The following is a 14,891-nucleotide window of genomic DNA, read 5'->3' on the forward strand; positions in this document are numbered from 1 at the left end:
ATGACGGCAGAGCAAGGTCGGGCGCGCGGATCGCCTAGCCGCGACCGCCGCTCTTCCGGAATTCCGACATCCGCGCCAGCATCATCGAGATGTGGTTGCGGCGCACGTAGCCGACCGCTTCGAAGTCGTTGACCTCCAGCGCGCGCAGGGTCTCCTGCACCTCGTTGTAAAGGAACTCGACCTCGCGCTTCGGGTCGGTCTGGTCCATCCAGCCGTACCAATAACGATCGGCCTGATGGTAGAGCACCTCGATGAAGTGCTTCAGCATCGGCGAGCCGATCACCTTGTTGACGAGGTTGTGGAACACCTCGCAATGGGACGAGAACAGCGCGACGTCGGGCTTGCCGGGTGCGGCGAGCATCCGCTTCAGGTCTTCGCCGACCGCGCGGATCGCCGCCATGTCGGCCGCCGAGATCGGCCGCGGCGCCGCCCGCCCGATCAGGGCGACCAGCTCGAGGCGCAGGAGATAGATCTGGTCCAAGGCCGCGTCATCGACTTCGGTGACTCGCACGCCGACGCCGTTGCGGATCTCCACCAGGCCTTCCGTCTCGAGCTGTTGCAAAGCCTGGCGTACCGGCGTGCGGCTGACCCCGAACTCGGCGGCAATCTCCTGCTCTTTCAGCCAGGCGCCCGGCGGGTAGTGCCGGATCGCGACCCGCTGCCGCATCGTCTCGTAGATCAAGAGGGCGTTGGAACGGAATCCTGGATTCTCGGCCGCACCGCGCCCGTTCTCCTCGCCATTGGGAGTCTGCCCGCCGGTTGAATCGGGTGCTAGGATTGCGGTCTCCGCGGGAATCTGCGACACCTTGGGAGAGGGACGGCTCGGGGCGGGCATGTCGCTGTGTCGTGCTCCGGCTTCAAGAGTGGCAATGGGGAACGCGGGCTAGTGTATAGGTTCGCCGCCGTCGTCAAACAAGCAGGATACCGCGGGATCGAGGCGCCGCTGCCAATTCTACGTCGCTGGGAAGTCCGCTACTTATAATATTTGCCATTCGCCTGCATAAGACCAAAAATGGCTGGTGGATGGGGTGCGCGTGTCGGGGACGGGGCGAATGGCGCGGTCGATTGAAGGTCTGCTGGCGCGGATCCAGCATCCGATCCTGAAGCGTATGGTCGCGTTCTGGGATGGCAAGCGCGCCGGCCGCGACTGGCCCCTGCGCAACGATTTCGATCCGCTCGAGTTCTGGTTCGCGGTCGGTTATGTGAGCCTGATCGACGTGCGGTCGTCGGAAACAGGACGGCGCCGCTATTTCTTCCGTCTCGACGGCACGCGGCAGGTCGATCTCTTCGGCGTCGACTTCACCGGGAAGTTCCTGGACCAGGTCTACGACGCCGAGAGTCTGCCGCTCGCCGAGGCCTCCTACGGCGCCGCGGTCGAGCAGGGCGAGCCGCAATACTACGCGCGCCAAGTCGAGTTCCACGAGCGGCCGATTCAATACGAGATCGTCATCCTGCCGCTGTCGCGGACCGGTCCCGCCGTTGACATGTTGATGACGGTCGTCACGCGCAACGAGGAGAACTGAGCCGCCGGGCATTTCCCCCAATGCCGCTGTGCTCTGCGTCACTGCCCTTGGCGCTCGGGGCGGCTATCTTGCCGAGGCCGACATGGATCGGGGAGTTCGGGACGGGCGGATTTCGGGGGCGGGATGCGTCATCAGGGCAGTATTGCTCACCGAAATTTGTGTGTTCGAGCGGCTGGGCCTTGGCCGTATAATTGGGTTGGTGGGTCAGGGCCTGATTTCCCGAGCAATGCCGGCGCGACAAAGCGTCTGACAGCCGCTTTTTTGAGCCATGTCAACGCGCGCCGGGCGGAGCCCGGATCGTATATGTGGATGAACGAAAACACGCCCTCGCGGGACAAAGCTGTCCAAGGGCGTCTTGGAAAGGGATAGACGATGAAGCGCTTTTTGGCAGTTGCGGCTACGCTCGGGGTTGCCGCGGTGGCTTTGGCCGGCTGCACCGCCACGAGCCAGCCGATCGTGGACACTAAGGGTGTCGATTCTCAGCAATTCGCGCAGGACAAGTACGAGTGCGAGCAATACGCCGACAACGCCAACGTGGCGGGTGACGCTGCGGTCGGTGCGCTTGGGGGCGCCGCGGGCGGCGCGGCCCTCGGTGCGATCACCGGCGCCCTAGTCCCCGGCGTCAGCGCCGGCAGCGGTGCAGCGCTCGGCGCGGCCACCGGCGGTGTCGTGGGTCTCGGCGGCGGTGCCTATAGCGGCATCGAGCAGAAGCGCGAGATCTACCGGAACTGCATGCGCAATCGCGGCTACAGCGTCTTGAACTAGCTTTTTTGCGCTGCAGCATTTCTGGCTTTTATTCGCCCCGGACCGGGAGTATATCCTGGCCCGGGGCTCGCATTTTCGGCCCCTGGTCACGCCCTGCATTTCTGCCCCGACACCCCCGGGGCCGCCCCCGGACGAGGGCGTTTTGAGGAGCACTGAAGATTGGATCTTTCCAAGGTCAAGACCGGCCAGAACGCGCCCTATGACGTCAACGTGGTGATCGAGGTGCCGCTCGGCGGCGTGCCGGTGAAATATGAGCTCGACAAGGATTCCGGCGCGCTGTTCGTCGACCGCTTCCTGCATACCGCGATGTTCTACCCCGGCAACTACGGCTTCATCCCGCACACCCTCGCTGACGACGGCGATCCGGTGGATGTCGTGGTGATCGGGCCGACCCCGGTGGTGCCCGGCGCCATCGTTCGCTGCCGGCCGATCGGCGCGCTGATGATGGAGGACGAGGCCGGCGGCGACGACAAGATCATCGCCGTGCCGGTCGACAAGCTGCATCCCTATTACGCGAATGTCGGCTCCTATCGCGATCTGCCGGAAATTCTCCGCGAGCAGGTGAAGCATTTCTTCACCCACTACAAGGATCTCGAGCCCGGCAAATGGGTGAAATTCTCTCGCTGGGCGGAACCGGAAGAGGCGATGGAACTGATCCGCAAGGGCATCACGGCGCATCGCGACAAATAGCGCGTAAAGCCAAGCGTAGCGCGGCTCTTGGATTCGGAGAAGGCGGCCTTATCCACCGCTTTTCTCTGCCCTGCGACATCGACCGCCTTGACGCTTGGCGGATCGAGGCCTAGCTTTTGAGGTGACAGCCAAGAGCTGCTGCGACTTCCGGAAAGTGCTTCTTGCGAAGCGGCACCGGCAGTCAGCGCTGACCGACGATCGGTCGCTGCGGCAACCCCTCGTCGGATTTCGCAACCGCCAACAGGAGGGTGTCCAAACAACATGACTCCACCGGCGATAAAGAGCGACAATCTGGCTACGACAGCAGATTGAATGCCCGGTTTACCGACTGGGCAGCGGAACGCCGTGGGCCATAGCGCCCCATTGCACCGCACCTGAATGGTCGGACTGGCGGCAACTCCGCAACAATCCATCAAAGCCCCGCTCGTGCTCAGGCACGGGCGGGGTTTTCAGTTTCGTTCTTCCCTGCCGAACCCGGGCGGAGTGTCGCCCGTCACAAGCGGCGTTCCCGCGCATGGCGCCCCGCTTCCTGCGTGCTAGATTCACGTCGATCAACGCGGGAATACCGATCATGCTCAAAGCTTGGCTCCTTTCCCCCTGCGCGGCCTTCGCCCTGATCCTCTTGAGTTCGGGCGCCGAAGCCGCGGATGCCGCGGTCATCGGCAATGCGACCCAGTTGAAGCCCGAGGCCGGCGCGCGGTTCGAGGGCAAGTCTCGGGAACTCGCTGTCGGGGCCGAGGTGCATCGCGACGAGCAGGTCTGGACCGCAAGCGGCGGCCGCCTTGACATCAAGTTCGCCGACGGCAGCAGCATCACGCTGGGCGAGAATGCGCGCGTCGTGCTGGACGAGTTCGTGATGCCGGAAGGGGCGGGCGGCGGCAGCCAGGTGGTCCGCAGCATCACCGGCGCCCTGCGCTTCGTTGGCGGCACGGTGGACAAGTCCGGATCGACCAAGATCGTGACCCCGATCGCCACCATGACGGTGCGCGGCACGGAATTCTTTGCCGGCCCGATCGACGGTGCCTATGGCGTCTTCGTCTTCGACGGCCAGGTCGATGTCGCGACCAGCGCCGGCTCGGTCACATTGAAGAAGGGCGAGGGCACGACCTTGACCCAGAGCCGCATCGCGCCGACACCCCCCAAGACCTGGGGCGACGCCAAGATCGCCCGGGCCGAGAAGCTGGTCGGGTACTAGACACCGGGCACCGGCTTGCGACATCTTGCAGGCCGCATGTCCCAATTCTCCCTCGCCAACCAGATCGCGATCGTGACCGGCGCTTCCTCCGGGCTCGGTGCGCATTTTGCGCGCGTGCTGGCGGAGGCGGGGGCGAAGGTGGCGCTGCTGGCGCGGCGCAAGCGCCTGGCGGAGGAGATCGCCGCCGAGATCGACCATGACGGCGGCCGCGCGCTCGCCTTCGCCGCCGATGTGACCGACGCCGACAGCCTGCACCAAGCGCTCGCCGACATCGAGCAGCAGCTCGGCATCCCCGACATCCTAGTCAACAACGCGGGCGCCCATGCCGGCGACATGGCGCTCGACCTGAAGACCGCAGACTGGGACCAGATGCTGGAGACCAATCTGAAGGGCGCCTGGATGCTGACCCAGCAACTGGCCCAGCATTGGGTCGAGAAGCAGCATGCGGGCTCGATTATCAACATCGCCTCGATCCTCGGGATCGGTGTCAGTCTCGGCGTCATGCCCTATGCGGTCTCAAAGGCCGGCCTCATCCAGATGACCAAGGCGCTGGCGCTGGAATGGGCGCGCTACGGCATCCGGGTCAACGCCATCGCGCCCGGTTATTTCCCGACCGACCTCAACCGCGACTTCCTGGCGAGCGAGGCGGGCGAGGCGATCAAGAAACGCGTGCCGATGCGGCGCTTCGGCGCATTGGCGGATCTCGACGGCCCGCTGCTCTTGCTTGCCTCATCCGCCTCGGCTTACATGACCGGCAGCGTCATCACCGTCGATGGCGGCCATCTCGTCTCCAGCCTCTAAGGCACGCAGCCCATCATGGATTTTGCCCTCTCGCCTGAAACCCAGGACACCTGCAAGCGGATCAGCGCCTTCCTCGACCGGCATGTGATCCCGCTGGAATCCGACCGCGCCAACTACGACGAGGGCGAGAACATTCGCCTCGATCTCCTGGCCGAGCTCAGGAAGAAGGCGCGGGCCGAGGATCTCTGGTGCCTGCAGATCCCGAAGGCGGAAGGCGGCAACGGCCTGCCCAAGGGCCAGACCATCACCCATATGGCGGCCTGCTACGAGACCATGGGCCGCTCGATCTTCGGACCGGTCTGCTTCAACAGCGCCGCACCCGACGACGGCAACCTCTATCTCCTGAACAAGGTCGCGACGCCCGCGCAGAAGGAGAAATGGCTCAACCCGATCATCCGCGGCGAGGCCCGTTCGGCGATCGTCATGACCGAGCCGGCACCGGGCTCCGGCTCGGATCCCGCCGGCATGATGAAGACGACGGCGACGAAGCATGGCGACACCTGGGTGATCAAAGGCCATAAGTGGTTCATCACTGGCGCTGGCGTCGCCGATCATTTCATCCTGCTGGCGCGCACCTCGGACGATCCGCGGCGCGGCCTCACCACCTTCCTGTTCCACAAGGACCAGCCCGGCTGGAAGCTGATCCGCCGTGTGCCGATCATGGGACCGGAGGAGCATGGCGGCCATTGCGAACTCTCCTTCGACGGGCTCGAGATCAAGGACAGCGATCGCCTGATGGAAGTGGGCGAGGGCTTGAAAGCCGTGCAGATCCGCCTCGGCGTCGCGCGGCTTACCCATTGCATGCGCTGGCTCGGCATGGCCAAGCGCGCCATGGAGATCGCTGGATCTTATGTGAAGGAGCGTGAATCCTTCGGGATCAAGCTGATCGACCACGAGGGCGTGCAATGGATGCTGGGCGAGGCGGCGATGCAGATCGAGATCGGCCGGCTTCTGACCATGCACGCGGCCTGGCGGATCGACCAGGGTCATCGCGCGCAAAAGGAAGTGGCGATGGCGAAGATCGCCGTCGCCGACGTGTTGCACAAGGCGATCGCCACTTCGATCCAGCTCTGCGGCGCCCGCGGCTATTCCAAGGACACCCTGCTGGAATGGATGTACCGCTACGCACCCCAGGCCAGGCTGGTCGACGGCGCCTCGGAAGTGCACAAGATGCTGCTGGCCAAGCACTTCATGAAGGACGGCAGGGATTTCTGGCAATGGGGATGAATACCGTCCCCGTCATCGCCGGGCTTGACCCGGCGATCTTTCTCCCACGGCACCAGATGCCCGGGTCAAGCCCGGGCATGACGGTACTGATATGAGTCTCGCCGCCCAGTCGCAGGCCGTCGCCGACTTCATCGCCCAGGCGGCCGGCGCGAAGAGCGTCACGGTCACCATCCTGAACCGGCTCGGCGGCGGTGCGATCCAGGAGAACTGGGCGCTCGACGTCGACGTTGCCGATGGCCTGCAAGCCGGCCATTACGAAGCCGTGCTGCGCAGCGACGCGGTCTCCGGCATCGCCGAGAGCTGGTCGCGCGCAAGAGAATATGCGTTGATCGCCGCCGCTCATGCCGCCGGTGTGACCGTGCCGCAACCGCTCTGGCTGGAACCGAGCGGCAATGTCATCGGTCGGCCCTTCTATGTGATGCGCCGCGTGAAAGGCCTGGCGCAAGGCCGCCGCCTGCTGCGCAGCCTGGAAGGTGAGGCCGGCGACCAGCTGGCGACCCGCCTCGGCGCCGAGCTCGCCAAGCTGCACCGCATCCGGCCCGCCAGCGCGCCGGAGACGCTTGCCTTCCTGCCGCAGGCGAGTGCCGATCTCATCGCGCGCCGCGCCGGACATTATCGCCAATGCCTCGATGCGCTGCCCGAGCCGCAGCCGGTGCTGGAATGGGCGATCAACCGGATGGAAGACCTGGCGCCGCCGATCGAGACGATCGCGCTGGCCCACCGCGATTTCCGTACCGGCAACTACATGGCGGATGACGGCCAGCTCACCGCCATCCTCGATTTCGAGTTCTCCGGCTGGAGCGATCCTTACGAGGATATCGGCTGGTTCTGCGCCCGCTGCTGGCGCTTCGGCGCGGTCGACCGCGAGGCCGGTGGCATCGGCAGCCGGGAGGCTTTCTATGCCGGCTACGAGCAGGAGACTGGCCAGCCGGTCGACGACGCGCGGGTGCGCTATTGGGAGGCGGTGGCGCCGATCCGCTGGGCGATCATCGCGCTTCAGCAGGGCGAGCGCCATGCCTCGGGACAGGAGCCGTCGCTCGACCTGGCGCTGACCGGGTTGCGTGCGATCGAATGCGACTACGACCTCCTCGCTGAACTGCCCAAGCTCAAGAAGGGTGCGTGACATGCTGCCGAGACCGGGCGCCGCCGATCTGCTGAAGCTGGCCGAGCAGGGCCTGCAGGACCATGTCGTCGGCAAACTGGAAGGCGAGGCGAAGTACCACACCTTGATGGCGCTGCGCGCCATCGCCATTGCCAAGGCCGAGCTGGAGGAGGGGGCCGCCGCCGACGCCGCGGAACTGAAGCGGATCCAGGCGCTCTATCCGGAGCCCGTCGGCGATCTCGCCGCGGCGCGCAAGCGCCTCGCCGCCGACATCCGCGCCCGCCGCTTCGAGCCCGGCACGCCGCGCGAGGTGCGCCTGCTGGATGCGCTGACTGCCACCACAGCCACGCGGCTCCGGGCGGTCAACATCAAGTACATGGTGCGGCGCGGCCGCGGTGCCGAGAGCGCGGTCTAACCAGATAGAATCCGCCATGCCCGGGCTTGACCCGGGCATCTGGTCCCGGCTCGCAAGAGGTCGCCGGGTCAAGCCCGGCGATGACGGTCTGGTAGCTTACTGCCCCAGCACACCCAGGCGGCTGATGATCGCGCTGATCTCGGCCTGATGCGAGACGTCCATCTTGCGGTGGATACTTTTCATCTGGGTGCGGATGGTCTGCGGCGAGAGCGCGAACTCGGCGGCGATCTCCGGCGCGGTTGCATCGCCATGCGCGAGGCGCCGCGCCAGGCGCGCCTCCGCCGTCGTCAACCCGAACAACGCCTTCAGCGCCTCGAGCGCCGGCACGGCATTGCGCTCCGGATCGTCGATCAGGATCATCGCGCCGCCGGCGCCGCCGATTCCGGCAAGCTGGGCTTCCGGCAGCGGCGCCACCAGGACCTTGAGCGGAGAGCCTTCGCTGCGCCCGACCCGCAAGGCATTGCCGGCGCCGTTCGCGTCGATGCCGGGGCGCCGCGCCGCAGCTGAGATCATGCGGCGCAGCCCGTGCTGCTGGTTGGGATCGTTCACCGTCAGCCGGTCCAAGCCGTCGAGCACGATGCCGTCGCCGCGCTCCAGGATCTCCTCGGCGATCTTGTTGGCGATCCGGACCTTGCCTTCAGGCGAGCAGATCACGACGCCGATCGACAGCGCATCGAGGCTGGCGCGGGCATGGGCGAGGTCGAGCTGCAGCCGGCGAAGGTGATGCGTCAACTGGAGCGAGCGCCGGAGATGCGGCAGCAGGGAATCCAGCCCGGCGGCCTCGCTCTCGTTGTAGTGCTGGTCCTGCTTATTGCGGAGCACGCCCAGCATGCCGATCTGGCCGTCGCTCAACGGGATCGCGGCGCCGAGACACCAGAAGAAGCTGCAATGCGGCTGGACGAAGTCGTTATAGATCTCCGACTGCTCCCAGACGTCGGGCGCCACCAATCGGTGCATCAGCAGTGCGCGGTTGCCGCGTTCCGGCGTCGCCATCTGGGCCCAGAGATCGTGTCGCACATAATGCTCGGCATAGGCGGCCATATTCAGACCCTCGCAGCCGGGTGTTGCCAGCAGCTGCGAGCGGCCGACGCGCATGTCCGCGATCTGCAGCACGCAGCCCTTGGCGTCGAGGATCTGCATGAACTGCTGGCCGACGGCGGACCAAGCTGCGGCGCTCTGGTCATAGGCCGCGTCGTAGAACAGGCCGACCGCCAGCTCGAATGCGCCCTGGTTGCCCAAGCCCGACATTGCCGATCCCCTTCATGCCCGATCCCCAATGATCCGGGCGAAGGTGGCGCGGGTCAATGGCCCGCGGTATCTGGCTTGGTATTCGCCGCAGCGGAGGGTGCAGGCGTTGCCGTCGATTCCGGCTTCTCCGAAACCGGCTCCGGCGGCCGTTCGATGCCGAGCGAGGCCTCGATCGCCGTTACCGCGGCGGTGCCATACTCGATCAAGGTCTTCAGGGTCGTGGCCAATGCGCTGCCCGGCACGGCGCCGGCGACCGATAGCTTTCGCGCTGCGTCTTCATACTGGGCGTGGAAACGGAGCAGCGGTACGGTCACCTCGACTGGCAGCAGATGCAGCCGGTCGGGATTGGCGCTCCAGAAGGTGGTGCTGGGCAAGGCCAGGGCGGCGCTGATAGCGCCCGGGATCGGCCGCTCTGCCGGATGGGCCGAAACCTGCTCGATCAGCCGGCGTGCCGTCGCCAGCACGATCTCGACCTCGGCGGCCATGGCGAAGGAGAGAGTCGTGCGCTGCTCCTCGCGCCGTTTGGTGCGCTCGACGCGGTCGCGGCGCGCTATCGAAAGTTGGGTGATCGAGACGGCGAAAACCGCCAGGATCAGGAGCGCAAAGCCGGCATAGTTCAAGACCCGCGCTTTGTAGCGGTCGGGCGCCGCCGCCTGCGGATCGGCGGCCCGCTCGGGCGGCTGCCAGAGGCCGACGTTCTGCTTGCGTGCCAGGGCTTCGGCCGCGTCGTATTTCTCGGCGAGGGCCTGCTGCTCGCCGTCATTGAAGTTGCCGCTGCGATAGACCGCGGCCAGCCCACGCGCGACCAACTCCAGTGCAGGGTCCTTGCCGCCGATCTCGCATTGCGCGACCGAGTCGCCCTGCGGCGTCTTGTCGAACACCTTGCAGCTGACCCGCTCGCCGCCGATCAAACCATCGAGTGCTACCCGTGCCTCCGGCCCGATCCGCGCGGACATGTCCGGCGCCGCGATTCCATAGAGCCGCACCAGGGAATCCCCGACCCGGATCTCGTCGCCGTCGACGGCCTGGGCGGTTCCTTCCAGCTTGGTCGGACCTGGAGGGACGAGCGCTTCCGCATCCACTTTCGGGACCGGCACGGCGGGCGGCGCGGGCGCTTCTCCCTTGGTCGTCTTCGCCAGAGCGGGTGACGAAAGGAGTAGCGCAACAACAACGGCTTGCAGCGCGATAATAAGGCTTTTTGGCAAGACTCGATTCCCCCTCGGCGGGCCTGACGAAGGGCTAGACCCCGATAGTTAACGTGTCAAACGGCAATTGGGTTGCTGCCCCTGAGAGCCGGCGGCCGCGTCTGGACAGGTTCGCCCGGCGTCGATATATTTTGAATGAACGTTCAAATAGTAGATCGAGACCACCGGGGCGGCAAATGGCTGAAAGCTATGATGTGATCGTGATCGGCGGCGGGCATAACGGGCTCGTGACCGCCGCCTATCTCGCCAAGGGCGGCGCGAAGGAGGGCAAGAACAAGCTCAAGGTCCTGGTGCTCGAGCGCTACAAGAAGGTCGGCGGCGCGGCGATGTCCGAGGAGATCTATCCCGGCTTCACCTATTCGACCTGCTCCTACGTCTGCTCATTGCTCAGGCCGGAGATCTTCCGCTTCCTCGACCTGCCGCGCCATGGGCTCCAGGTGATCCCCTATGAGATCAACTCCTCGCCCAACCCGGAAGGCGAGGGGATCATCACCTACAAGGACCACGACCGCACGCGGGAGAGCCTGCGCCGGCATTCGATCAAGGATGCCGAGGCATACGATCACTATGCCGCCGAGATCAGCCGGCAGTGCCGCTTCATCAAGCCGCTGCTGATGCTGACTCCGCCGGACCCGACCCAGCTCAACCCCTTCGCCCAGAACCGCATCAATCCCTGGGGCAAGCGCGAGGACTTGGACGGCTTGCTGAAAATCGCCGCGGAGTTCAGCCGCATGGGCGAGAAGGAGATGTACGAGATCATCCGCTTCTGGACCATGTCGATCGGCGATTTCCTCGACGAGTATTTCGAGAATCCGCGCTGGAAGGGCTTCTCCGCCGCCTCCTCGATCATCGGCACGGCGCTGGGGCCCTACTCGCCGGGCACGGCCTACGTGCTGTTGCACCACTATATGGGCGAGGTCGACGGCCAGATCGGCGCCTGGGGCTTCGCCCGCGGCGGCATGGGCTCGGTCTCCAAGGCGATCGCCAGCGCCGCCGAAGAAGCGGGGGTCGAGATCCGCGTCAATGCCGAGGTCGCCAAGGTGATCGTGAAGGGGGGGCGCGCGGTCGGCGTGGCGCTCAGCAGCGGCGAGGAGATCTACGCCAAGGCGGTGGTCTCCAATCTCGATCCGAAGCGCACCTATCTGAAGCTGATCGAGAAGTCGGACCTCGACGCGATCGATCCCGACATCCACGCCTATGCCAAGAACTTCAAGATCCGCGGCTCGTCGGGCAAATTGAACATTGCGTTGGACGGCTTGCCGCAATTCGCCGGCTGTCCGAAGGAGAGCGCCTGGGGCACGGTCGATATCGGCGGCGACTTCGATTACATCGAGCATGCCTTCGACGACTATAAGTACGGCTCCTGGTCGAAGCGACCTTTCCTCGACATTGTGATCCCGACCACGGTCGATCCGACCATGGCCCCTCCGGGCAAGCATTTCATGTCGGTCTTCGTGCAATACGTCCCCTACAAGCTCGCCGAGAGCGAATGGACGCCGCAGATGAAGGCTGCCTTCGAGAAGGACGTGCTCGACACGATCGAGATGAACGCGCCCGGCTTCCGCAACCTGATCCTGCATTGTCAGACCCGGACACCCTGGGACATCGAGAACGAGGTCGGTCTCACCGAAGGCAACATCTTCCAGGGCGAGCTGACCCTCGACCAGCTGCTGTTCAACCGGCCGTTCCCGGGCTTAGGGCAGTATCGCGGGCCGTTCGACGGCCTCTACATGTGCGGCTCCGGCACCCACCCCGGCGGCGGCGTCATGGGTGCGCCGGGCGCCAATGCCGCGCGCGAGATGCTGAAGGATTTCAAGCACGGGGTGATCCGATGAGCGGCAAGGTCTGCGACGTCGCCATCATCGGCGCCGGCCATAACGGCCTGATCACCGCGACTTACCTCGCGAAGGCGGGGCAGAAGGTCATCGTCCTCGAAGCCGGCGACCGCGTCGGCGGCACGGCCGTGACGCGCGAGTTCGCCCCCGGCTTCAAAGTCTCCGGTGTCGCGCATATCCTCCATGCGCTGCACCCGAAGGTCGTCAGCGATCTCGGCCTGAAGCTCGAGACCACGGCGATCGGCACCTCGGTGCTGCTGCCCGAGGCGAAGAGCATCGAGATATCCAACGACGCGGCGGCCAGTGCGGCTTCGATCGCGGCGATCAGCAAGTCCGATGCCGAAGCCTGGCCGCGGGTCACCGCGCGTCTCACCAAGCTGGCGTCGGCGCTCGGCACTTTCCTGACCCGCACGCCGCCCAGCCCGGCGATCACGGCCAACGACTTCCAGACCAAGCTCGCGCTTGCCATGTTCGCGCTGCAGGTGCGGATGCTGGGCAAGAAGGACATGCTGGAGCTGACCCGTATCCTGACGATGAACGTGGCCGATCTCGCCAACGATTTCTTCGAGAGCGATGCGATCAAGGGGTTGCTCAGCCTCGACGCCACGCTCGGCGTCTATCTCGGGCCGCGCTCACCGAACACCGTGTTCAATCTGCTCTATCGCCTGTCCTCCTACGGCAAGCATGGGATGGGCGGACTGTTCCTGCCGAAGGGCGGCATGGGTGCGGTTGCTGCCGCGCTGGAAGCCGCGGCCCGCAACGCTGGTGTCGAGATTCGCACCGGCGCCCCGGTCGATCACATCCTGATCGAGAAGGAGATCGCGACCGGCGTCGTCCTGAAGGGCGGGGAGGAGATCCGCGCCGCCAACGTCGCCTCCAGCGCCGACCCGCAAACCACGCTGCTGAAGCTGGTCCAGCCGGGGAATCTCGACACCGAGTTCATGAAGCGCATCCGCCATCTCCGCATGAACGGCTGCGTGGCCAAGGTGCATCTGGCCCTGGACGGCTTGCCCGACGCCTGGAAGGCCCGTACCGGACGGATGGTGGTCGCACCGAAGATCGACTATGTCGAGCGCGCCTTCGACTGTGCGAAATACGGCCGCGTCGCCGACAAGCCGGCGCTGGAAGTCGTGATCCCGACGCTCGCCGATCCGAGCCTCGCGCCTTCCGGCAAGCATGTCGCTTCGATCCTGTTTCAATACGCACCCTACAAGCTCCGCGAAACCGCACCGGACGAGGCGCGGCGTCAGGTGCTGGAGCGCACGATCGACGCGCTCGATCTGCTGGCGCCAGGCTTGCGCACGCGGGTGGTGGGTTCCGAGGTACTGACGCCGCACGACCTCGAGGCGCAATACGGCCTCGCTGGTGGCCAGTGGCACCAGGGCGAGGTAACCCTGGACCAGATGTTCTTCCTGCGCCCCGCCGGCCAGTACCAGCAATACCGGATGCCGATCCCCGGCCTCTGGCTCTGCGGTGCGGGCGCGCATCCGGGCGGCAACGTCTCCGGTGCCGCCGGTGCCAATGCCGCGCGCGAAATATTGAAGTCATTGAGGCAGAGGAGGGCGGCGTGATGGTATCGGGTTTGTCGTCATCCGCGGGCCCCGTCCGCGAATGCGGACCTTCGCATCCGTGGACCCGCGGATCTCCCTCCGCACCAGAAGCGCGGTTCAAGCCCGCGCATGACGGGGGAAAAGCATGACCCACGTCCAGCACCTCAAGCCCTTCCTCAAGAAGACGCCGTTCCATGAGTCGATGGAAGCGCTGATGCACGGCAACGGCTGGATCCGTTGGATGGGCACCTACTCGCCGGCCTTCTTCGATTCCGTCTCGGCCGAGTATTTCGCGGTCCGCACCGGTTGCACGCTCTACGACGTCTCGCCGCTGATCAAATATTCGATCCGCGGCGCCGATGCGGCCAAGTTCATGAACTTCCTGGTGACCCGCGACATCACCAAGGTGAAGCCGATGCAGGCGGCCTATACCGCCTGGTGCGACGACGACGGCAAGATGATCGAGGAGGGGACCATCTTCCGCCTCGGCGAGAACGACTTCATCCTGAACGCCGCGTTGCATCAACTCCACTGGCTGCATGAAAGCGCCTACGGCTTCAATGTCGAGATCGAGGAGATCTCCGAACGCGTCTGCGGCCTGGCGCTTCAGGGCCCGACATCGCGCGATCTCCTGAAGGTCATGGGCGTCGGCGGCATCGAGAGCCTGCCGCATTTCGGCATCATGGAAACGGTGGTGGACGGTCATTGGATGCGTATCGACCGCGCCGGTTTCACCGGCGATCTCGGCTACGAACTCTGGGTCAAGCCGGAGAGCGCGCCATGGCTCTGGGACACGCTGATGCGGCTCGGTGATCCTTACAAGATCGCGCCGATCGGCAGCCAGGCGCTGGATATGGTGCGGATCGAGGCCGGGTTCATCCTGGTCGATGCCGACTACATCGGCGCTATGCATGCAATCCGCCCGACCCAGCGCGAAAGCCCGATCGAGGCCGGGATCGGCTGGGCGGTGAGCCTGAAAAAGGACGCCTATTTCGTCGGCAAGCGGGCGCTGCAGCAGGAGAAGGCCAAGGTCAGCTCCCGGCACATTCTGATGGGGATCGAGGTCGAGGGCCGGAAACCGGCCAACGGCGCTTTCCTCTACGCCGATAAGGCGGCCAAGCAGGAAATCGGCCTTACCACCTCCGGGATGTGGTCGCCGATCTTGAAGAAGAGCATCGCCTTTGCCAGAGTGCCTCCGCCTTACGCGAAACCGGGCACTGAGGTCTGGACCGAGATCTGGTATCCGAAGGAAAAGAAGATCGAGCGCTTGATGGCCCGCTGCACCGTGACCAACCGCATGTTCTTCGATCCGCCGCGCAAGAAGGCGTGAGGGTG

Annotated in this window: 14 protein-coding genes; 11 read left to right on the forward strand and 3 right to left on the reverse strand. The window is 65.4% G+C overall.

Translation table 11 applies throughout. The features are described from left to right. Positions 1–34 precede the first annotated feature (34 nt). The gene (locus ACYQ4T_RS07115; RefSeq protein WP_459851896.1) at positions 35–835 is read right to left on the reverse strand and encodes a GntR family transcriptional regulator; all 801 of its coding nucleotides are present in this window, start codon (positions 833–835) and stop codon (positions 35–37) included. Between the two features lie 217 nt (positions 836–1,052). On the opposite strand from ACYQ4T_RS07115, the gene ACYQ4T_RS07120 reads away from it, so the two are divergent. From ACYQ4T_RS07120 to ACYQ4T_RS07155, 8 genes are all read left to right on the forward strand, one after another. After that, a complete protein-coding gene (locus tag ACYQ4T_RS07120) occupies positions 1,053–1,523 on the forward strand; it encodes a PAS domain-containing protein (protein ID WP_459851899.1) in 471 nt (156 codons plus the stop codon). A 372-nt stretch (positions 1,524–1,895) separates the two neighbouring features. Then, positions 1,896–2,288: a hypothetical protein gene (locus ACYQ4T_RS07125; RefSeq protein ID WP_459851901.1), complete on the forward strand. Its 393-nt coding sequence runs from the start codon at positions 1,896–1,898 to the stop codon at positions 2,286–2,288. 159 nt (positions 2,289–2,447) lie between these two features. After that, complete coding sequence (gene ppa / locus ACYQ4T_RS07130) at positions 2,448–2,978, forward strand: inorganic diphosphatase (RefSeq protein ID WP_459851903.1); 531 nt, start codon at positions 2,448–2,450, stop codon at positions 2,976–2,978. A gap of 571 nt (positions 2,979–3,549) precedes the next feature. Next, positions 3,550–4,173, forward strand: coding sequence for a FecR family protein (locus ACYQ4T_RS07135; RefSeq protein ID WP_459851905.1), 624 nt, complete (start codon positions 3,550–3,552; stop codon positions 4,171–4,173). 36 nt (positions 4,174–4,209) lie between these two features. Beyond that, complete coding sequence (locus tag ACYQ4T_RS07140) at positions 4,210–4,974, forward strand: SDR family NAD(P)-dependent oxidoreductase (RefSeq protein ID WP_459851907.1); 765 nt, start codon at positions 4,210–4,212, stop codon at positions 4,972–4,974. Between the two features lie 15 nt (positions 4,975–4,989). Then, on the forward strand, positions 4,990–6,201 hold the full coding sequence (locus ACYQ4T_RS07145) for an acyl-CoA dehydrogenase family protein (protein WP_459851909.1): 1,212 nt from the start codon (positions 4,990–4,992) through the stop codon (positions 6,199–6,201). Positions 6,202–6,292: 91 nt separating this feature from the next. Continuing rightward, the gene (locus tag ACYQ4T_RS07150; protein ID WP_459851912.1) at positions 6,293–7,324 is read left to right on the forward strand and encodes a phosphotransferase family protein; all 1,032 of its coding nucleotides are present in this window, start codon (positions 6,293–6,295) and stop codon (positions 7,322–7,324) included. A 1-nt stretch (position 7,325) separates the two neighbouring features. After that, positions 7,326–7,718, forward strand: a complete 393-nt coding sequence (locus ACYQ4T_RS07155) for a DUF6285 domain-containing protein (protein ID WP_459851914.1) — start codon at positions 7,326–7,328, stop codon at positions 7,716–7,718. Positions 7,719–7,814: 96 nt separating this feature from the next. On the opposite strand, the gene ACYQ4T_RS07160 is transcribed toward ACYQ4T_RS07155, so the two are convergent. Next, on the reverse strand, positions 7,815–8,966 hold the full coding sequence (locus ACYQ4T_RS07160; protein ID WP_459851916.1) for a helix-turn-helix transcriptional regulator: 1,152 nt from the start codon (positions 8,964–8,966) through the stop codon (positions 7,815–7,817). A gap of 53 nt (positions 8,967–9,019) precedes the next feature. After that, positions 9,020–10,063, reverse strand: coding sequence for a thermonuclease family protein (locus ACYQ4T_RS07165; RefSeq protein ID WP_459851918.1), 1,044 nt, complete (start codon positions 10,061–10,063; stop codon positions 9,020–9,022). Positions 10,064–10,347: 284 nt separating this feature from the next. On the opposite strand from ACYQ4T_RS07165, the gene ACYQ4T_RS07170 reads away from it, so the two are divergent. The 3 genes from ACYQ4T_RS07170 (at position 10,348) to ACYQ4T_RS07180 (ending at position 14,886) form a co-directional block, all read left to right on the forward strand. Then, positions 10,348–12,006 (forward strand): phytoene desaturase family protein, encoded by a 1,659-nt coding sequence (locus ACYQ4T_RS07170; RefSeq protein WP_459851920.1) that lies wholly within the window; start codon positions 10,348–10,350, stop codon positions 12,004–12,006. Then, complete coding sequence (locus tag ACYQ4T_RS07175) at positions 12,003–13,577, forward strand: phytoene desaturase family protein (protein WP_459851922.1); 1,575 nt, start codon at positions 12,003–12,005, stop codon at positions 13,575–13,577. The genes ACYQ4T_RS07170 and ACYQ4T_RS07175 overlap by 4 nt, the downstream gene beginning before the upstream one ends. A gap of 124 nt (positions 13,578–13,701) precedes the next feature. Further along, positions 13,702–14,886: an aminomethyltransferase family protein gene (locus tag ACYQ4T_RS07180; RefSeq protein WP_459851924.1), complete on the forward strand. Its 1,185-nt coding sequence runs from the start codon at positions 13,702–13,704 to the stop codon at positions 14,884–14,886. The last annotated feature ends 5 nt before the right edge of the window (positions 14,887–14,891 follow it).

The organism is Dongia sp. agr-C8, from assembly GCF_054658695.1.